This is a genomic window from Candidatus Poriferisodalis sp. (genome assembly GCF_965262965.1).
Classification (GTDB): Bacteria; Actinomycetota; Acidimicrobiia; order Acidimicrobiales; family Poriferisodalaceae; genus Poriferisodalis.
This window is the reverse complement of sequence record NZ_OZ253573.1, coordinates 212,136-231,189: the sequence shown is the minus strand read 5'-3', so window position 1 is coordinate 231,189 and position 19,054 is coordinate 212,136. Positions and strand designations below refer to the sequence as shown.

The window sequence follows — 19,054 nt, the reverse complement described above, 5'->3', positions numbered from 1 at the left end:
AAAGCGACGGCTGCGCGTCCCCCACGTGCCCACCGGGGCCACTGATCGCTCGGGGCGGGCCATAGCATGAACGCATGGCATCGGAGATGCCCTCGAGGCGTTCCTCTCGAGGTTCGCGCAAGGCCGAAAACGGTAAGTCCTCCGACGCGCCTGCCGACGGCGGCTCAAGCGAACAGTCCGCCCACAACGGCGAGACTGCCTCTGGTGCCACGATGCGCCGGCGAGGCGGCCGCTGGCCGCGCTGGTCGATCTGGCTGCTCGCCATGGTGCTGCTGTCGGTGCTGTTCCTGCCGAGCATTTTTCGCAACGACAATCGCACGCCGATGGACTACAGCGCACTCATCGCAGAAGTCTCCGACGGCCGCGTCAAGAACGTGACCATCACCAACGGGACGGGCGAGATCACCGGCGAGCTGGAAAACGGCACACAATTCTCCTCTGAAGGGCCTCTCGAGCTCCCCGAGGCCGATCTCGCTCTGCTGCGAGAACGCGGCACAGACATCGAGTTCCACACCGACAAGCCGAACCTGTTCGTCCAATTGCTCCCGTTCCTGCTGCCGTTCGGGCTGATCTTTTTCTTCTTCTGGTGGATGCAGCGACGTGCCCAAGGCCAGATGTCGGGGATCATGTCGATTGGCCGCAGCAAGGCCAAGACCTACACAACCGAGCGTCCGTCCACGAAATTCGAGGACATCGCCGGGTACGACGGTGTCAAGCAGGAGATCACCGAGGTGGTGGATTTCTTGCGAGAGCCCGAGCGGTTCACCGCTATCGGCGCCAGAGTCCCCAAGGGTGTGCTCCTCGTCGGGCCTCCCGGCACGGGCAAGACGCTGATCGCCCGGGCGGTGGCCGGCGAGGCCGGCGTGCCGTTCCTTTCGGTGACCGGCTCGGACTTCATGGAAATGTTCGTCGGCGTCGGCGCAAGTCGAGTCCGCGATCTGTTTCAGAGCGCTCGCAAGATGGGACGCGCCATCATCTTCGTCGACGAGATCGACTCGATCGGCCGCAAGCGCGGCGCAGGTCTCGGCGGCGGTCATGACGAGCGCGAGCAAACGCTCAACCAGATGCTCGCCGAGATGGACGGGTTCGAGGAGAGCGGCGGCATCGTGATGATGGCTGCGACCAACCGTCCCGACATCTTGGACCCGGCGTTGCTGCGGCCGGGCCGCTTCGACCGCCAGGTGGTTGTGCCGCTGCCGGAGTACTCCGAGCGTCTGGCGATCCTGCGGGTGCACTCCAAGGACAAGAAGACCGACGAGGACTTGGAGTTCGAAACGCTCGCGAAGGGCACACCGGGCATGAGCGGCGCAGACCTCGCGAACCTCGTCAACGAGGCAGCGCTGCACGCCGTCCGGCGCGACTCGGAGTCCATCGGCCAGCCCGATTTCGAAGCGGCACGCGATCGGGTGTTGATGGGCCAGCGGCGTGAGTCAGTGGCCATGACAGAGCGAGAGCGGCAAGTCACCGCCTATCACGAGGGCGGGCACGCGCTGATCGCCACGCTGTTCGCGAATGCGGATCCAGTTCACAAGGTGACGATCCTGCCGACCGGGCAGGCGCTCGGCGTGACGATGCAGCTTCCCGAAGAACGGCACGCCTACAGCCAGGAGTACATCGAGGACCGGCTTGCCGTGCTGTTCGGTGGGCGCATGGCCGAGGAGACGGTGTTCGGCGTGACCTCGACGGGAGCTGCCAACGATCTGGTGCAAGGCACCGAGCTTGCCCGCAAGATGGTCTCGGAGTGGGGCATGAGCGACCGCGTCGGACCCATGGCGTGGGGATCGCACGCACAGATCTTCCTCGGCGATGACCTGATGTCGGGACGCGAATACTCCGACGAGACGGCCCGTGTCATCGACGAGGAGGTCGAGCGCATCCTGCGTACTCAGCAGGACCGTGCCCGCCGTGCGCTCATCGAGCATCGGGCGGCCCTGGATCGAATTGCGGCAGCGCTTCTCGACCTCGAGACCATCACGGGCGAGCAGATCACTGCGCTCGTGGCCGGTCCCGACGACACGCCAGCTTCCGGAAACGGCTCGCTCGACGGCAGTCAGACTGCACCTCCGTCGGTGCCGGTGATCGGGCGGGCAGAGTCCCCCGAACACGACGCCGGCGACTAGCTGATCAGCCGCCCTCCGAAGGCCTGCCGAGCGCTTCGGTCAGCGCCAGCGCCAGTTCGGTCAGATCGACTCGTCCGATCCATCCATCAACAACGTCGCCGTCTGCACAGACAACGACAGTGGTGGGAACCGTGTCGATGGCAAGCTCACGGTGGATATCGCGCTGAGTGCCGAAGGGGACCTCCGCAACCGGCAGGCCCGCGCCTGCGGGGCCGCGCACGACGCCGAGAGCACTTGCGCAGGTGCGGCACGTCTGCTCAGAGAAGACCACGATGGCAGGGACTGCGTCGAGACCGACGGCGGCGAGATCGACCGCAGCGGGCAGCTGCGACCGAGAAACCATGGTTGCGCTCGCTGTACGGCGGCGCTCGAGGGCGAGGGCTACGACGACGGCAATGCCCACCAGCACTGCGGCGATCACGAGGCGCTCCATCGATTCGCTACCAGCCCACCGGATGCGCGACGCTGAGGCCCGCACCACCGGCTTTGGCCTGCCACACGCTCGCAGCGAACGGCGTGTCCGACATCAGCAGCCGCGTCGTGCCGCTGGCGAGCCGATGCGTGGCCACACCCGAGGGCGGCACATCGATGACCGCGACGGTCTGAGCCTCCAATGTGCCGACCACGACCCGGCGCGACGTCTCCGATGGGTCCATCTGAATCATGAGCACCGTCTCAGAGCCTGCTTCGGAGGGGATCACCGTCAGCCATCGCAGGCGCGCCTGACCGATGCCGGGCACATGGGCGAGACCAGATCGAGCGACGAGCACCGGCTCAATCAGAGCCGCGGGCGCGGCGGGCGAGCTCTCGTCGGGTACGGCGTCGTTGGGGGAGTTGTCGGCTTCGGGTTCGAGCTGAGTGGCGTCGAGGTCGTAGCTGCGCTCGTCGGTCTGCGCAACGATCGTCGTGGCGCGCGACGCCTGCTCGGGATCGTCGTCCTGGCGGCGAACTGATGTGTTTGGGAGGTCGGTGAGCGGATTCGCAGCACTTCCGACGAGAGTTTCGACCCACACGACGATCGGTATCGCGTTCGAGGACACCACAGTGAGCCCGAACGGCATCCCTGGGTCCGCCAGCAACGTCGTGAGGCCGGGTGCTCGTGCGCTGGGGGCTTCGACAACCAACTCGATGACATCACGCGAGGCGACGGCGAACGTCAACCGGTCGCCGTTCGCTCCGTCGGTGATGACCTCGGCCTCGACTTCGGCAACGTCGTCGGAGGGATTGAGCACTCGCAGCCACATCCGCGTGTGGTCATCGACGCCGGGCACCGGCAGGTGCCAGCGTTCGTGCGGTGTCGCCGTCGCCAGCTCGGCGGAGAAGCCGCGACGCCCGACAGTGCCGTCATAGGCCACAAACGAGTCGACTGCGACGCGACCGGTTCGGGCTTCCACGATCGTCGCCACGACATCGCGGCGACGGGCGTGCTCGCCGACATCGATCACGATCGTGCTCCACGCAGGCACGACAAGACCCTTCAGCGCCGGCACCACAAACGGGCCGAATTCGGCTTCCGTGGCGAACGCGACATCGACAATCGAGTCGCGTGGCAGCGGGTTCATGATCGCCAGCGAGTGAAGGGCGTCAACCTGGGTGTCACCGCCCGGCGCGTACCAGGATTCTGACAACAGGCTCGAGCAACGAGCCTCATCGATACCCAGCGGGGAAATGAATCGCCGGGTCACCGCCAGACCGCCCGAAGAGGCTTCCACGAGCGCGCCGGCGAGCTCGTCGTCGATGTAGTTCGAAGCGACCAGCGTCTGCGTGCTGCGGGGAGGTACCTCGGTCATGACGAAGCGCCGGCCTGTGGTGGCACCGCGCAGCTCGACCGAGACCGAAGCGGTGACGCCCGTCGTGTTGGTGAGCAAGAGCTCGGCCGCGGCCTCCGCTCGGCCCACTGCGACCGCTCGCATGCTGACAACGGGACAGAACCAGCTCGACGTCAGCGCATCCGGCGGCGGCACCGTCACTTCGGTCCGCAATTCGGGAGGCTCGACCTCTTCAGTGGACGATGCGGGCTCGAGGCGCGCATCCACGAGGAGTGCCGCGGCGACGAGCAACGGGATCACCAGTCGCCCCAGCCAGCGAAGAACGCTCACGATGCGTCCGCTCGGCGAGTGCGCGACGACCCTGTCATACGGCGCGCCGCTGCTCCGATGCGGTCCGCGAACGGAGTCGGCTGCCCGATAGCCACCCAGACGATGGCGAGCCAGATGAGGATCTGTGCCCAGATGCGGTTCGTGTCAGCATCGGAGCGCTCGTAGTACAGCTCGGCCGTTCCGGCGATCGGCGAGTCGAAACGCATGGCCCAGCCGAGCGCCGGCGACGGCTCGACCTGGTTCCCGTCGATCTCGAGGACCCACCCTGGGTCGAACGACTCGGCAACCAGGACCGGCCCGGCACCGACCGGGCCTCGCTGGAACGTGACCGATCGGTAGTCCGTGAGCACGCCGACCCCGTCGCTGCGGTCGCTCACCACCAGATCGACCGGGTTCTCGGCGAAGCCGGGCGGCAGCGGCTCGTCGAACTGCGCCCGAGTGGACCACCACGCCTCGTTGCGGAACACGAGCACTGAAGGATCCGCTGCGAGCGGTCGCAGGTCGATCTGCGATGCAAGCGCCTGATGCAGCGCCGGCGGCAGCGGATGCTCCCAGCCCGTCGCGTACGAGGGCCCCGAACGCTCCACCACCACGACGTACCGAATGCCGAATGACGCCAGCAGGCGACCCAGCCGCAGCGTTTCGCCGTCCAGTCCCACACGGATCGCCGAGAGCAAGCGCTCGTTGCCAGGACTCGAAGGAACCACCCACCGATGGCGAACATCGGGATAGCCGCGTATCGACGTTGCCGCTGCGAGGCCGTCGACGCCCAGATGGACGCCGCGTGCGGGCAGCACCTCGGGCGCGCCCAGCCACAGCACCCGGTAGTCAGGCCCGACGTCTCGATCGTCGACGAGCGAGAGCGGCACCTGGTGGTCGAACCTGGGCGCGGACCAATCACCGTCGACCGATGCCCATGCCGCCGGTACCACCATCGCCCCCACGGCGATGCCCGTCACGAGCACCATCGCGCTGCGCCAGCGTGGCGAGGCGTCGTTGCTGGGGGCCGACAATGCCGCCGGTCCGGCCGCAGCAGCCCAGCACAGTCCCGCTGCGGCCATCGCCAGGGAGACTTCCGCCAGCGAGTGGCCGACCCACCCGAAGCCCGCGAGATTGTCGACCCACCCGGCGACGATGGCCCACGCCGCAGCGAAGCCCGCGAGCGCAACCGCCCAACCGCGCACCGACCACCACAGGCGCGCCGAACGGGCCAGCAACAGCGGCACGGCCGCGGCAGCGACGATCCCCCAGCCCAGCGGCGCAGAGCCGAGCGGTCCGGTCTGGAACGACAGCAGCTCGGTGAGCGCCGTGGGTGTCTGTGTGGTCGGGCTGCCGAGTGAGGCGTCGATGTAGTCGCGAATCGAGTCGAACTCGGCCAGCCACGGGAGGTGGGCGACGACGGAGACGCCAGCAGCGATGACGACAAGCAGCAGGCCGAGCAGCGGAGTCCGGGCTTGCGGGCCGCCTGCAGCGACGCGCAAGAACTCGGCGACGGTCAGCATGACGGCGGCGCCGAGTGCAAGCACGACCATATAGGGCTCGAACGCTGCTGCGATCGCGAGGAGCAGTGCCAGCGCCCCAGCCCGGGCGGGCATGCCGCGCCTGCTGCCGTCGCCGGGTACGCGACGATCAGTCGGCACGGTGCCGATCAGGCGGCCCACCAACAGCAGGATCAGCGGGGACGTGCCATAGGCGAGCAGGACATCCCAGCGGCCCGCCGCCAACGCGTTGTACGGCAGCGGGCATGCGGCATACAGCACGAGCGCCACCAGACGCCCGTTGCGGCTCCCCAGCGGCGCGCACAGCCGCCACATGCCGCTGAGGCCTGCCAGCAGCAGTCCCCACACGGCGACTGCACGCAGCAGATCGACAGCTCCGAGCAACACGATGCCGCCGAGGCTGAGCAGGCCCAGCGCAGGGGCGCCGATGCCTGCGGAACCGACACCTGCGTCGCGCCACCCGTCGGCGTATGCGCCCAGCATCGATCCGACATCGGCGAACGGGGCGAACTGCCCAAAAACGGGAATGCCGCCGGTCAGCAGATGTCGGGATCCGAACGCGATCACTGCCAGCAGGAGGCCCCACACGACCCAGACCGTGCGGTGGGCGTTGCGCCGCCAGGTGCCGAGGATGCTCTCGTCGACGCGTGTGCGCGCTGCAAGACCGCCCTCGGGGCTGAGCCGGTAGCGCAGCCAATCCGCCAGCCGCACCGAGCCGCCCTGCTGCAGGCGACGCAGATCGGCATCGCGCACCCGTCGGTACCGCTTAGCTGCGCCTCGCAGCGCGAGCGTGTTCGGCAGTTGCCGGACGTTCCATAGCCAAGCCAGCAGTACGTCGGAGGCCTGTGCGAATCGGCCGCGTGCCGCAGAGACAACGATCTCGCCGACGGCCACGATCGCCGCGACGAACAACGTCGGCAACAGGTACACCCACCCGTAGCACTTGAGCATCGTGCGGAGCCGGGCGCGGTGCTCATGCTGGCGATCCGTCGGGCCACCAGATGTACGCGGCGGGAGTTCGCGCTGCATACCCGTGGCTGCTGGCACGACCCGGATCCGACCGCCGGCGAGCTGAATGCGCCAGCACAGGTCGACAGCGGCGCCGTCGCCCTCGAGCGCGGGGTCGAAGCCGCCGACAGCGGCAAACAGATCGGCGCGGACCAGCATTGCGCCCGTCGGTGCCACGAACAGATCCCGAGGCTCGTCGTGCTGGGATTGGTCCAGTTCGCCCTCGGACGCCACCGGCGTGCGCACTGCCTGGCGATCTGCGGTGCCGCCGAGGTCACGCAGCGTCACGCCGTCGTCGGCATCGATCAGTTTTGGCCCGGCGGCACCGACGACCCGGCCCGGCGCGTTCGCTATGTCCGCCACAAGCGTGCTGATGGCGTCAGGTGCCAACGCCACGCCATCGCCGACGAGCAAGAGGTAGTCGGCACCCCGCGCGAGGGTCGAGGCCCGGTTGACCGCAGCGCTGCGGTGCACCCGCCGATGTCCGCTCAGATCGCTGCGGGCGAAGTCGGTGACTGCAGCGTCCGGAATCACATCTGCGATCCGGCGACGTTGAAGCTGGTCGGTGCCGGACATCACCAGCACAGCCAGCCGGGGATAGTCCTGGCCCGCCAGCGCCGTCAGGACCGCTTCGGTATCAGTCCACCGTGGCCCCGCGACAACAATCGCGGCCACCGCGGGAGACTTCGCCGGCGCGGCGGCGCTGCTCGGTGGCGGTGTCGGAGGTCGATCGCTCGGATTCATCGTCATGGGAGGCGCAGTGCGACGCCTAGGGCACCGACTCGGCAGCCACAACGCCGTTTCCGGCTCGGCTGGTCGTGTAGTCGGGCGCGTCGCCGTAGGGGAAGCTGGTGCCGTCGCTCCACACGAGCCAGTAGCCGTCGCCTGTTGACGTCACAGCAATGGCGACAGTCCTGAGGCGGTTCCGGCTTCCTGCTCGCGAGCCGTGGTGATCGGCTGTGCCGATGGCATGCACCGCGGTGTTGGCGCCCGCGACCCAGTAGCCCTCGCCGTCGGGCTGTGCGGCGAGCGAGACCCCGGCTCGTGACTGCCCAAGCGACGGACCGCAGCCGGCGTCGTGGGCATCGCCCAACGCCAGCACGCGGCCGTCGGCGAGCAACAGCCAGTACCCGTCGCCCGATGGTGCAGCCTCGATGTCGGTGACCGCAGATGCCAGCCCGAGGTGCGCCGCTGCGCCCCAGAAAGCAGCAGTGCCGAAGGCGAACACTGCGCCGTTGGCTGTGGCGAGCCAATAGCCGGTGCCGTCGGGGTGCGCGGCCATTGCCACGACGTCGTCGGACAAGTCGACCTGCAGCGCTGTGCCGTGGTCGTCGGCGTCGCCGAATGCCTGCACGTCGCCGTCGTCGGTCGCGAGCCAGTAGCCGCGTCCCGACGACGTCGGGGCCAATGCGACAAACGCGGCGGACCCTGCTCCGTTGCCGAAGTGCTCCGCGGCCCCGTCGGCCAGCACGGTTCCATCCGATTTCAGCAGCCACAGGCCCGGGCCGGAGACGCCCGTATCGACGGGATCGGGTGGATCAGGCGGCTCGACAGGATCGGCGTCACCGCAGGGCGTGGCCGACGCGAACTGCGGGAATCGGTACCAGTCGGACTTCAGCGAGAAGGCTCGGCGGAACGGATCGCGGGCCCAGCGGCCCCACTCCATCTCGTAGGTGTCGTCAGTGCCGACGAGACGGATGCCGCGAGTGCGGCCTCCCCAGGCGCCGTTGCCGTTGCGCTCGGTCACTTCGATGCAGCGCAGCTTGCCGATGGTCGGGAACGCCGTCTCGATGTCAGATCGCCGGATCCTGCTCTCCCATGCGTGATTCGGATTACCCGAGGTGGAATCGCCGAGATCCTCCACGCCGGGGAAGTGAGAGCCTTCGTCGATGCCCGCCGTCCATCCGCCGCTGGAGGAATGGAATTCGGCGAACGCGATCTTCCCGTTGGGGTGCACCAAGACCCGCCCGGCGGTGTTGACGATGGCGGTGTTGGCGTGGACGTACCGGCTGCCGTGATCGAGGCCCTGCCCGTTGCGCGCCGCGCCCGCATACACCTGGCAATTCCAGTAGTCGCAGGTGTCGGTGAACATGCCCCGCGCTTGGCGTGATGCGGCGAGCGACAGCACGTAGGACCTCGCAGCGATGGCCTGCGCTTCGAGCGCAGCGATGCCGCGACCGTCGCCGGCGGCGCCCCATTCGGGGATGCTCTCTCGGGGCACCACGCCGCGCAGGTACTGCTCGAGGGGGACCCGGTTGACCGCAACGGGACCATTCTGGTCGGCCACCGCGAGCGTGCCCCGGTAGGCGATGCGCATCGACTCCACCGCCGAGTCGGTGCCGTCGCAGTAGACCATCACGAGCAGTTTCGACTTGTCGTCGACGCCGTAGTCGTCGTGGTCCGGCACGGCTTCCACGTATTGGTCGCCGCTGCGGCTCGACGACGACAGTCCGTCGGCGACGAGATCGCCCCGCCTGCCGCAGCCGCTGTTCGAGCGAACAGAGAAATCGCCGCCGCTGACGCTGACACGCACGACGGTGCCGCCGCCGAAGCTGTGGCCCGCCACGGTGAATGACGAGCCCGAAGTGACGAGCAGATCGCCGTCGTTGCGAGTCAGGTGGACCCAGATGTCCCGTTCGTCGATGGTCTCGAGCGCAGTGTTGTTGTAGTAGTGCCCGACGATGCGATCGCTGGTCCAGCGATGATCCACCGCGTAGCCCAAAGCGCCCCACTGGCTGAGGCCGTTGCCGTGCCCGAAACCGCGGCCTTCGACGATGATCACGTCGGGCGCCCCGCCGGTCTGCGCCTGCGCAGGCGGCGCGACGGCCACCAACGCGGCGGCCGTCAACGCGAGCGCGGCTGATGCACTCCCACAGCGACGCAGAAGCGTCCGAAATCGGACTGCATTCACTCCAGTAGTGGTACCGGCCACCAGGGTTCTGCGGTCGGATACCGGCCTGAATTGGCGAACGCAGCACCGTTGCCGAGGGGCGGTCACGAGAGCTTGCGCTGCTCGGCCTCGAGATCGTGGGCGACCATCGTCGTCACAAGCTCCTCGAACGTCATCTTCGGCTCCCACCCCAGCACCCGGCGGGCCTTGGATGCGTCGCCCACCAACAGGTCCACCTCGGCGGGACGGAAGAACCGGGGGTCGATGCGCACGTAGCGCTCCCAGTCGTCGATTCCGGCCGCAGCGAAGGCGAGCTGCACAAAGTCACGAACCGCGTGGGTCTTGCCCGTGGCGATCACGAAGTCATCGGGTTCGGGCTGCTGCAGCATCAGGTGCATGGCGGTCACGTAGTCGCCGGCGAAGCCCCAGTCGCGCTTCGCATCGAGGTTGCCCAGCGCAACCTCGTCCTGCAGTCCGAGTGCGATGCGCGCGACCGCGTTCGTGACCTTGCGGGTGACGAATTCGAGGCCGCGACGTGGCGATTCGTGATTGAACAGGATGCCGCTGCACGCGTACATCGCGTAGCTCTCGCGGTAGTTCACGGTGGTGTTGTGGCCGAACACCTTGGCGGAGCCGTACGGGCTGCGGGGGTGCAGGGGCGTCAGCTCGTTCTGCGGGGTCTCGCGGACCTTGCCGAACATCTCGCTCGACGATGCCTGGTAGAAGCGGACCGGGTTGTCGGTGTCGCCGACGAGGCGGATCGCCTCGAGCAGCCGCAGTACGCCGAGGCCGGTGATGTTGGCCGTGAGCTCGGCCTGCTTGAACGACAGCGCCACGAAGCTGATGGCGCCGAGGTTGTACACCTCGTCGGGCTGGGTGTACTCGAGTGCAGCGATCAGCGACGAGAGGTCGGCGAGGTCGCCCTCGACCAGCTCGACATAGGGAAGGCCGCTGGCCACGAGATCGGCACGGGGGTTGCGCTGACCCGTGATCAGCCCGAAGACGCGGTAGCCCTCGCCGTGGAGGACCTCGGCGAGATACTGGCCGTCCTGGCCGGTGATTCCGGTAATGAGCGCCGTGGGCACGGGTCGGCTCCGGTTCGAGTGAAGGGACAGCGTGCGGGCACCGCTGTGTCGGCCTGCAATGCCTTCTCGAAGGGTACGGGCCACTGGGGGCGCCGTGCAGTCGCCCTGCGGGGCTCACTCGCCTCGGACGTGGGGTCCGGTACGGTGCCGCGAATGGCACTCATCTGTCTGCGTTGCCCCGACGGGCAGCCGAAGACTCGCCTTCGTTCGGGCCGGCGGCGAGGTACACGCCAGTTCTTGGTGATCTCGATGGTCGCGGCGGCGCTGACCGCCGGTGCCGTCGCGCCGGTCACGGCTGCCGAACGAGTGAACGTCGAACGGCACTGGGGTCAGGATCGCTACGAGACGGCTGCGGAGATCGCGGAGGAATTCACGACCGCATCATCGGGGGTCGACACGGTCATCGTGGCCTCGGGACTCGCGTTCGCCGATGCGCTGGCTGCAACGCCGCTGGCGCGAGTACGCAACGCGCCGATCCTGCTGACCGAACCCGATGAGCTGCCCGGGGCGACTCGGGACTTCATCGACCGCAACGGCATCCGCAACGTCATCATCGCGGGCGGCACCGAGTCGGTCTCCGACGATGTCTCGGTGGCGCTCGGCACGCTCACCAGATCAACGCCGGAACGGCTGGAAGGTTCGAGCCGGTTCCGGACAGTGGCCCGGATCGCGCGCGAGATCGCGGCCGGCGGCATTGGCGACTTCTGCGATGACGGCCGCCGCACCGTGCTGTTGGCCACTGGAGCGACGTTTGCCGATGCGTTGGCACTGTCTCCGCTCGCGTTCGCTGGCCCCCACCCCGTGCTGCTCACCGAACCAGACCGGCTGGTGGGGCCGGCGCAGAGCTTCCTCGACGACTTCGACGTCGAGCAGGTGGTGGTGGCCGGGGGTCCCGCAGCGATCCACGAATCGGTCACCGACGACATCGCCGATCGCGGCATCACGGTACTCAGATTCTGGGGACAGGATCGGTTCGCCACCGCGGTCGAGGTCGCCGAGGCACTCACCGGCCGCTGTTTCGAAGCCGACGAGTTCGGTCTCGCCGACGGCTGGAAGTTTCCCGACGCAATGGTGGGCGGCACGATCCTGGGCCAGCGCAAGGCGCCGCTGCTGTTGAGCGAGCCGCTCCTGCCCGACGCGACCCGCCAGTTCCTGGCAGGTTCGGTACCCGATGCCGATGACGTGTTGCTGACCGTGCTGGGAGGACCGGCGGCCGTGGCAGAGTCCGCGGCGGACGGAGCGGTCGGAGCGTTACGCGGGGACGACCGTGACTGTGATCCTTTCGTCAATGTGCCGGGGGCGCCGCGGGACTTGACGATTGAGCCTCGTGACAAAGGCCTGGTGGTTTCGTGGAGGCCGCCCGAGTCGAGTGGCGGGAGTGCGCCGGACAGCTACACGGTGCGGTACCGGGCCGTCGGTGAAGCCGACTGGCAGCGTCTCGGCGACGTCACCTCACCGCTGGAGATCGACGGGCTCGCGAACAAGACGCTGTACGAAGTGCGTGTGCGGGCGCTCGGCAGCGGCTACGGCGGGTGGACACTGAGCGGCTTCGCGACCCCGAGCAACGCTGCGGGCGTGGCGCTGTACACGGCAACGACTGACTGCGTCCCCGCGGAGACCACCTGAGAGCCCGCCGCATCACAGCTAATCACACCCGGTCAAATCGGCAGTTAGCGTCACAGCCCGTGCCGAGTGGACATGTCGCCGTGCTTGCAGGAGGCGTCGGAGCGGCGCGATTCCTCGCAGGGCTGCTGGCGGTGCATGAGCCGAGCGGCGTGTCGGCCATCGTCAACGTGGGCGACGACTTCACGCTGCATGGGCTGTCGATCAGCCCCGACCTCGACACGGTGACCTACACGCTTGCGGGCGAGATCAACCGCGAGACGGGCTGGGGACGGGCCGGCGAGACCTGGCATGTGCTCACCGAGCTCGGACGCCTCGGGGGGCAGGACTGGTTCGCCCTCGGCGACTTGGATCTCGCGCTGCATCTGTTTCGCACGCAGCGGCTCAGCGAAGGCGCTGCGCTCTCGCAAATAACTGCCGAAGTTGCACAAAGCTTCGATCTTGGGTTAGAGCTTCTGCCTGTCAGCGACGACCCGATCCGCACCCGCCTCACGCCGGCCGAGCCAGCCGATGCCACCGAGATCGACTTCCAAGAGTACTTCGTGGCCCAGCGCCACGGCATCAGCATCCGCGGTGTCCGCTTCGCAGGGATCGACGAGGCACGCCCCGCGCCTGGCGTGCTGGAGGCCCTGCGAGACGCCGAGGTGGTGATCGTTGCGCCGTCGAATCCGTTCGTGTCGATCGGCCCGGTGGTGGCGGTGCCGCAGGTGCGTGAGACGTTGCAGCAACGGCGTGACAGCGTTGTCGCCGTGTCTCCGATCGTCGGCGGAAAGTCGATCAAGGGTCCTGCGGGAAACATGATGAGCGAACTCGGCTACGAGCCGAACGCGGCCGGCGTCGCTGCGGCCTACGCGGACTTCGCAGCCACACTGGTGATCGACGACCAAGACCGCCACCTGGCCGGCGCCGTGGCTGCAGCAGGCATGAGGCCGTTCGTCACCGACACGATCATGGCCGACCCCGACCGGGCCGCGGGGCTCGCCCGCGCAACGCTCGCAGCCCCCACAGCACTGGAGCAAGGGACGCCATGACCATCGAATTGCACCCCGTAGAAGGCATCGCCGAGATCACGCTGGGCGTCGATCTCGGCGCCGAGATTGCTGCCGCGTGCGAGGCATCGCCGCACGGACTGCGCGACGGGGACGTCCTGGTCGTGACACAAAAGATCGTGTCGAAGGCCGAAGGCGCGATGGAAGCCGTCGATCCCACCGATCCCCTGTCGCACAAGCCGCTCGTGGAACGCGAGTCGGTCCGGATCGTGCGCCGCCGTGGCGACCTCATCATCAGCGAGACCAAGCACGGCTTCATCTGCGCGAACGCCGGCATCGATCTGTCCAACGTCGAGCGCGGTTACGCAGCGCTGTTGCCCGAGGACAGTGATCGCTCTGCCCGCAAGATTCGGGATCGCATCACCGCTGAGACCGGGCGCAGCGTCGGCATCATCATCTCGGACACGTTCGGCCGCCCCTGGCGCCGCGGCGTCACCGACGTGGCCATCGGCTGTGCCGGCATCGCTGCCGTTGTCGACCTGCGCGGCACCGACGATGCCCTCGGACGCGAGCTGGCCGTCACCGAAGTCTGCGTCGCCGACGAGATCGCATCCGCAGCCGATCTGGTGTGCGGCAAGTCCAAGGGCGTGCCCGTCGCCATCGTGCGCGGCGTGGAGGGGTCTTGGCTCCGGCGAGCATCGGTTCGCTCCGAGATCATCCGGGACCCCGCCGAAGATCTCTTCCGCTAGCGCACTCAGGCGGGCGGAACGCGAACCGCCGTCACGACAGCATCGGATTCGATGCGCTCGCCTCGGCCTACCACAGAGGTCTGGGTGACAAGCGCCTCAGCGCCGATCACGACATCGGAGGCGAGGACCGAATCGGCGATGACGGCGCCCGGGCCGACCTCGCAGCCATCCATGAGCACAGATCGAACGACCACGGCGTCAGGCCCAATGCTGCAGTTCGCGCCGATGACCGATGCGCGGACCCGCGAGCGTGGGTCGAAACCGTCGCTCGCCATGGACGCCTCGTCGCCAACGCGGGCATTCGGGCGCCTGCCTTCGAGGATGTCCAGGTTGGCTGCCAGGTACTGCTGGGGTGTGCCGGTATCGAGCCAGTAGGTGTCCTCGGCCAGCGCGCACATCGTGCCGTCGGCGACAAGCGCCGGGAACACCTCACGCTCGATGGACACTGCGCGGCCCGGCGGGATGCGTTCGACGACCGTCGGCTCCAGGACATAGGTGCCTGCGCTGATCGTGGGGCGGGATCCGTCGGGGCTTCGGGGAATCGCCGAACCGGGCCCGGGCTTCTCCGCGAAGGTGTGGACACGACCCATTGCGTCGGCCAGCACGAGGCCGTAGGCGGACGGATCGTCCACCGGCTGAAGCGCAATAGAGGCTTGCGCGCCGGAATCGACATGGAACTGCACGAGCGCGCTGACGTCGAGGTCGGTGAGGACATCCGCGTTGAGCACCAGGAACGTCTCGGAGAGCTGTGCGGCGGTGGCTGCGAACCTCACAGCGCCAGCGGTGCCCGCAGGCTCTGGCTCGACGGCAACCTCGAATCGGAGCCGGCCGATCTTGCCGTCGGGGTAGGCCTCGGTGAACGCCTCTGGTCGGTACCCCAGCGACAGCACGACATCGGTGACGCCGTGGCGTGCGAGGTGCTCGCACACCCATTCGATCATGGGCCGCCCGCACACGGGCAGCATCTGCTTGGGCCGGTCAGCGGTGAGCGGGCGCAGCCGGGTGCCGAGGCCTCCCAGCAGCAGGACCGCCTTCATCGAACAGGGTCCGAGAAAGGTGCCTGCGCCTCAGGATGTCGCGAGGGCGGGATCGCCGGCCATCGAGCTGTCATCGCCAGCTCCGTCCGAGGCGGGCTCTTCGTTCCCGGGCTCGCCGGTCTCGGGCGCGTCGTCAACCGGCTCAGCGGGTTCGTCGACCGAGCCGTCATCGTCGGGATCGAACAGCGTCGGGCCTTCTTCGAGCGAGGTGTCGGCGATCGGCTGATCCTCGGCGGGAATCTGCAGGTAGGACCGCAGGAACGCGTCATCGGGCCGCGGGATGTCCGCGTTTTCCACGCTCGGATGCACCAGGGCGAACACGAACATCTGGCCGTCGCCCAGGAATCGCACATCGGCGAGGTCGTCGTCGAATCCGAGCGCCTTCTCGGCTTGGACGCTCTCCCAGCGCATGACCCTCAACTCGGCACCTGGCTCGGAGACGTCGGGATCGTCGCTGTCGGGATCAGGCGAGGCGCACTGCACACCGGACTCGTCCAGGATCGTGCCGTCGGGCAGCTCGAGCGTCGAGTCGTCGAAGAGGACCTCAATCTCGTTCATGAACGCGCCGACGGTGGCGAACTGCCCCGTGACGCCGGTGTGGAACGGATGGATGTGGATGAGGCCGTCGCCATGAGTGTGGATACCCGAGAAGTCGTTGACATCGTTGGGGTACAGGTCGGCGACGAAGTCGTCGCATTCGTAGATCGTGTACAGCGAGTGCCAGTGATCGCCCAGTCGCGGCGGGCCTGCGGGAGCGTTGTCGGCCCGCTCGTTGCGGGCGACGAGGATCAGCACAACTCCAAGCAGAACGACGAGGAGCATCGCCGCCGGAAACAGGATGTCGCGGCGGGCACGGAAGCTCCTGCCGCCTCCGCCTGTACTGGCCGCCTTGGCGACCTTTTTCGCAGCGGCTGATCTGGCCATATGGGCCGACAAGCTACCGGCGCGCTCGTCCTATGCGGAGTCGGAGCACCGAAACGGTCCGGCGAAGACGCCCGCGTCGCTCAGCGACGGCCGAGGCCGTCGTAGGCGAAGCCCGCTGCGCGCATCCGCTGCGGGTCAAGCAAATTGCGCGCATCCACCACTCGCGGCGCTGCCATCTCTGTGGCTGCGCGCTCCCAGTCGAGGTCCGCGAACTCTGCCCACTCGGTGACCACCACCGCCGCGTCTGCGCCCCGCAGGGCGTCAAAGGGCGATGGCTGCACTTCGATGACCGACGCAAGGTCGGCGTCCACGCCGGGGCGGCCGGTGAGTTCGTCGCGCACAGCGGGGTCGTATGCGGTGATGCGGGCGCCGGCGGCGTGCAGCCGTTCGGCCACCAACATCGCCGGAGAGCCACGCATGTCGTCGGTCCCGGCCTTGAAGGTCAGACCCAGCAGCGCCACTGTGCGGCCGTCGAGCCGACCGTCGCCCGACTCCGGTGAGATGATGCGCGCCGCCTTCGCTGCGACACGGTCGAGCTGCTGCTCGTTGACTCGGATGACGCCTTCGAGCAGCTCGAAGACATAACCGGCATCGCTCGAGACCGACAGCAGCGCCCGCGTGTCCTTGGGCAGGCACGAACCGCCCCAGCCCGGTCCGGGCTGCAGGTAGGCAGAACCGATGCGGTGGTCGGTTCCGACGCCGGTGAGCACGGCGTCCACGTCGGCGCCGACCGCCTCGCACACAGCAGCGATGGCGTTGACGAACGACACCTTCGCAGCGAGGAAGGCGTTGGCTGCGTACTTCACGGTCTCCGCCGACGTCGGGTCGGTGATGTGCACCGGAGCTTCAACGCCCGTGTACAGCGCTGCGACTCGCTGAGCTGCGGCAGGGTCGTCAGCGCCGACGACGATGCGGTCGGGGTGAAGGAAGTCGTGGACCGCGGAGCCCTCTCGCAAGAACTCGGGATTCGATGCGAGCGCCACGTCGGGGCGTCCCATTGCGGCTTCGATCTTTCCGGCGGTGCCGACGGGAACGGTTGACTTCGTCACCACCACCGATCCCGGCGCAAGATGCGGGGCGACCGAGCCGATCGCTGAGAGCAGGTAGCTCAGTTCGGTCTCGCCATCGGGGCGCAACGGCGTCGGGACGCACAGGAAGGCGAACTCGCACGACGGGGCCACCGCCTCGGCCGAGATGACGAAGCGCAGCCGCCGCCCGGCGATGCCTTCGGCGACCAGCACGTCGAGGTCGTTCTCGCGGATGGGCACGACACCCGCGGACAGCGACGCCACCTTGGCCCGGTCGATGTCGGCACAGATGACGTCATGGCCGAGGTGCGCGAAGCACGCGGCGGTCGTCAGTCCGACATAGCCGGCCCCGACGACAAGTATCCGGCGCTGCGCGGAAGAGTCGGTCATGACGAGAGCAAATGGGTGGGCGGCACTTCGACCGTTCGATAGCCGGCGTCGACGCGCAACGCAGCGCCGCCGAGGTGCAACATCACAGTGTTCGCGTCGAGCTCGCCATGGCCGCCGAAGTTTGGCACAGGCACCAAATGACTTGCCAGCAGTCCTGCCGCGAGCCGCCCCTCGGAGCCCAGCATGATGAGGTTGATGTTCGGCACGCGATCGAACCCTGCGGCAACCGCCCACCCTGCCACTGCATTGAATCCCAGATCGCGCAGCTCGGCGGCCACGCGGACGCGATCGGCGCCGGTCACCTGCACCGTCACGCGTGACTCGACGACGTCATCCCAGTCGATGCCGCGAAACACGTCGAGCACGCGCTCGTTGTGGGGGTCCCCGGTGAGCTCGAGCGACCAGGGCACCGGCGTATGCGTGTCCTGGACCCGCAGCTCGTATTCCTCGGTGCCGGTGGAGAACTCGAAGCCGGCGAACTGCTGAGCCACCCGGCGTCCGTCGTTCACGACGCTCAACGTGTCCGATGTGGACACATGGTCCGCTGCGATGTCGAGCACCGAGAGCAGCTTGATCGGACTGCTGAGCAACTCGGGCGCGGCCTGCTCGACCGCGGCGAGCATGAACTCTCGCTGGCGGTCGTTGCGTGCAAGGTCGTTCTCTCCGGCGAGCGTGTTCCACCCGCGCTCGGGCACCCAGTCCTGCATGTTCCGAGTCCGCACGAACGCCAGCGCCTGGCGTCCGTCGAGAAGATGCGTGCCGGCGTCGATGGCGAAGCCGCTGCGGCTCACCAGTTGGCCGTTGGAATTCTCTTTGAGGGCATCGCGCAGCGGTCGATCGAAGGACATCTGCACGCCGCCGATGGAGTCCACCAAGCGCAGGAAACCCAAGAAGTCCGCTTCCACGAAGTGCTGCAGCGTGATGTCGAGATTCTCCTCGATGGTGTCGATCAGCCGGGCCGCGCGTGCAGCGGTGGTGCGGTCGCGGTTGTAGGCGCTGTTGATCTTGGCCACCGTGCCGGTGCCGGGGATGTCGCCGGTGCCCGCAACCTCGACCGCCAGATCCCGCGGGATCGACATCAGCGCCGCAGTGCCGTCATCGCGCAGTCGCACCACCATGATGACGTCCGCCAGCCGGCTCCAGTCCGAATGTCCCGCGCGCAGCGGATCATCGGCTGCAAGACCCTCGGTGCTGTCGGTTCCGACAACGAGGTAGTTCTCGCCCGAGGAGCTTCTTGGCGCCACGAGCTGGCCACCAGATGACGGGGCCGTGCTCGCTTCGTGTTCGGAAGACTTCTCCGGGTCTGTGTCAGCGGCGGTGTCGGTGTCACCGTCGGACTCCTGCGTTTGCGGGTCGTCCGCCTGGGCGGGTTCAGACTCGGCCAGCTCCCCGATGCTGACCAGCACGTCGGCTGCGGTCACGGGCTGCTGCGGCGCCGAGGTCAGAACATCGGCAAGCGGGTGCCGGTCGATCCGGCCGAGTTGGATCAAGACATACGCCGACAACGCGGTCGCTGCCGCCAATGCCAACGTCAGCGACGCCAAGCCCGCGAGAAACAGACGTGCGCGCCAAGGCCGGCGACTCACTCCGCAGCCTCAGACTGACTCACTCCG

The 19,054-nt window shown here is 67.9% G+C and carries 13 protein-coding genes; 4 read left to right on the top strand and 9 right to left on the bottom strand.

The genetic code is table 11. The annotated features are described in order from the left end of the window. The first annotated feature begins 74 nt into the window (after nucleotides 1-74). Nucleotides 75-2,120 (top strand): ATP-dependent zinc metalloprotease FtsH, encoded by a 2,046-nt coding sequence (gene ftsH / locus ACQY5K_RS01175; protein ID WP_428119318.1) that lies wholly within the window; start codon nucleotides 75-77, stop codon nucleotides 2,118-2,120. Between the two features lie 4 nt (nucleotides 2,121-2,124). Here ftsH and ACQY5K_RS01170 read toward each other — a convergent pair whose 3' ends face one another. The 5 genes from ACQY5K_RS01170 to ACQY5K_RS01150 form a co-directional block, all read right to left on the bottom strand. Continuing rightward, entirely contained in the window at nucleotides 2,125-2,553 is a 429-nt protein-coding gene (locus tag ACQY5K_RS01170) for a hypothetical protein (RefSeq protein ID WP_428119316.1), read from the bottom strand. A gap of 7 nt (nucleotides 2,554-2,560) precedes the next feature. Further along, nucleotides 2,561-4,219: a hypothetical protein gene (locus ACQY5K_RS01165; RefSeq protein ID WP_428119314.1), complete on the bottom strand. Its 1,659-nt coding sequence runs from the start codon at nucleotides 4,217-4,219 to the stop codon at nucleotides 2,561-2,563. After that, nucleotides 4,216-7,401, bottom strand: a complete 3,186-nt coding sequence (locus ACQY5K_RS01160) for a hypothetical protein (RefSeq protein WP_428119313.1) — start codon at nucleotides 7,399-7,401, stop codon at nucleotides 4,216-4,218. The genes ACQY5K_RS01165 and ACQY5K_RS01160 overlap by 4 nt, the downstream gene beginning before the upstream one ends. A gap of 94 nt (nucleotides 7,402-7,495) precedes the next feature. Continuing rightward, nucleotides 7,496-9,637 carry a SpoIID/LytB domain-containing protein gene (locus tag ACQY5K_RS01155; RefSeq protein ID WP_428119311.1) on the bottom strand — a complete coding sequence of 714 codons (2,142 nt, stop codon included), beginning with the start codon at nucleotides 9,635-9,637 and terminating at the stop codon, nucleotides 7,496-7,498. An 83-nt stretch (nucleotides 9,638-9,720) separates the two neighbouring features. Beyond that, complete coding sequence (locus ACQY5K_RS01150) at nucleotides 9,721-10,701, bottom strand: GDP-mannose 4,6-dehydratase (protein ID WP_428119309.1); 981 nt, start codon at nucleotides 10,699-10,701, stop codon at nucleotides 9,721-9,723. 153 nt (nucleotides 10,702-10,854) lie between these two features. Between ACQY5K_RS01150 and ACQY5K_RS01145 the strand changes: the two genes are divergently transcribed. From ACQY5K_RS01145 to cofE, 3 genes are read left to right on the top strand one after another with little or no spacing between them, the layout of a single operon-like run. After that, a complete protein-coding gene (locus ACQY5K_RS01145) occupies nucleotides 10,855-12,327 on the top strand; it encodes a cell wall-binding repeat-containing protein (protein WP_428119307.1) in 1,473 nt (490 codons plus the stop codon). Nucleotides 12,328-12,386: 59 nt separating this feature from the next. Further along, on the top strand, nucleotides 12,387-13,355 hold the full coding sequence (cofD, locus tag ACQY5K_RS01140) for a 2-phospho-L-lactate transferase (RefSeq protein WP_428119305.1): 969 nt from the start codon (nucleotides 12,387-12,389) through the stop codon (nucleotides 13,353-13,355). Further along, nucleotides 13,352-14,062: a coenzyme F420-0:L-glutamate ligase gene (gene cofE / locus ACQY5K_RS01135; protein ID WP_428119303.1), complete on the top strand. Its 711-nt coding sequence runs from the start codon at nucleotides 13,352-13,354 to the stop codon at nucleotides 14,060-14,062. Before cofD ends, cofE begins: the two co-directional genes overlap by 4 nt. A 5-nt stretch (nucleotides 14,063-14,067) precedes the next feature. Here cofE and ACQY5K_RS01130 read toward each other — a convergent pair whose 3' ends face one another. The 4 genes from ACQY5K_RS01130 to ACQY5K_RS01115 form a co-directional block, all read right to left on the bottom strand. Further along, nucleotides 14,068-15,099 carry a sugar phosphate nucleotidyltransferase gene (locus ACQY5K_RS01130; RefSeq protein WP_428119301.1) on the bottom strand — a complete coding sequence of 344 codons (1,032 nt, stop codon included), beginning with the start codon at nucleotides 15,097-15,099 and terminating at the stop codon, nucleotides 14,068-14,070. Nucleotides 15,100-15,129: 30 nt separating this feature from the next. After that, complete coding sequence (locus ACQY5K_RS01125; RefSeq protein WP_428119300.1) at nucleotides 15,130-16,023, bottom strand: hypothetical protein; 894 nt, start codon at nucleotides 16,021-16,023, stop codon at nucleotides 15,130-15,132. An 80-nt stretch (nucleotides 16,024-16,103) separates the two neighbouring features. Beyond that, nucleotides 16,104-17,441, bottom strand: a complete 1,338-nt coding sequence (locus tag ACQY5K_RS01120) for a UDP-glucose dehydrogenase family protein (protein WP_428119298.1) — start codon at nucleotides 17,439-17,441, stop codon at nucleotides 16,104-16,106. Next, entirely contained in the window at nucleotides 17,438-19,027 is a 1,590-nt protein-coding gene (locus ACQY5K_RS01115; protein WP_428119296.1) for an LCP family protein, read from the bottom strand. The genes ACQY5K_RS01120 and ACQY5K_RS01115 overlap by 4 nt, the downstream gene beginning before the upstream one ends. Nucleotides 19,028-19,054: the final 27 nt, after the last annotated feature.

Excerpts from the sequence above, each read along its gene's own strand:
- cofE (WP_428119303.1), top strand. The coding sequence starts at position 13,352 with ATGACCATCGAATTGCACCCCGTAGAAGGCATCGCCGAGATCACGCTG.
- ACQY5K_RS01120 (WP_428119298.1), bottom strand. The coding sequence starts at position 17,441 with ATGACCGACTCTTCCGCGCAGCGCCGGATACTTGTCGTCGGGGCCGGC.
- ACQY5K_RS01125 (WP_428119300.1), bottom strand. The coding sequence starts at position 16,023 with ATGGCCAGATCAGCCGCTGCGAAAAAGGTCGCCAAGGCGGCCAGTACA.
- ACQY5K_RS01145 (WP_428119307.1), top strand. The coding sequence starts at position 10,855 with ATGGCACTCATCTGTCTGCGTTGCCCCGACGGGCAGCCGAAGACTCGC.
- ACQY5K_RS01170 (WP_428119316.1), bottom strand. The coding sequence starts at position 2,553 with ATGGAGCGCCTCGTGATCGCCGCAGTGCTGGTGGGCATTGCCGTCGTC.
- ACQY5K_RS01130 (WP_428119301.1), bottom strand. The coding sequence starts at position 15,099 with ATGAAGGCGGTCCTGCTGCTGGGAGGCCTCGGCACCCGGCTGCGCCCG.
- ftsH (WP_428119318.1), top strand. The coding sequence starts at position 75 with ATGGCATCGGAGATGCCCTCGAGGCGTTCCTCTCGAGGTTCGCGCAAG.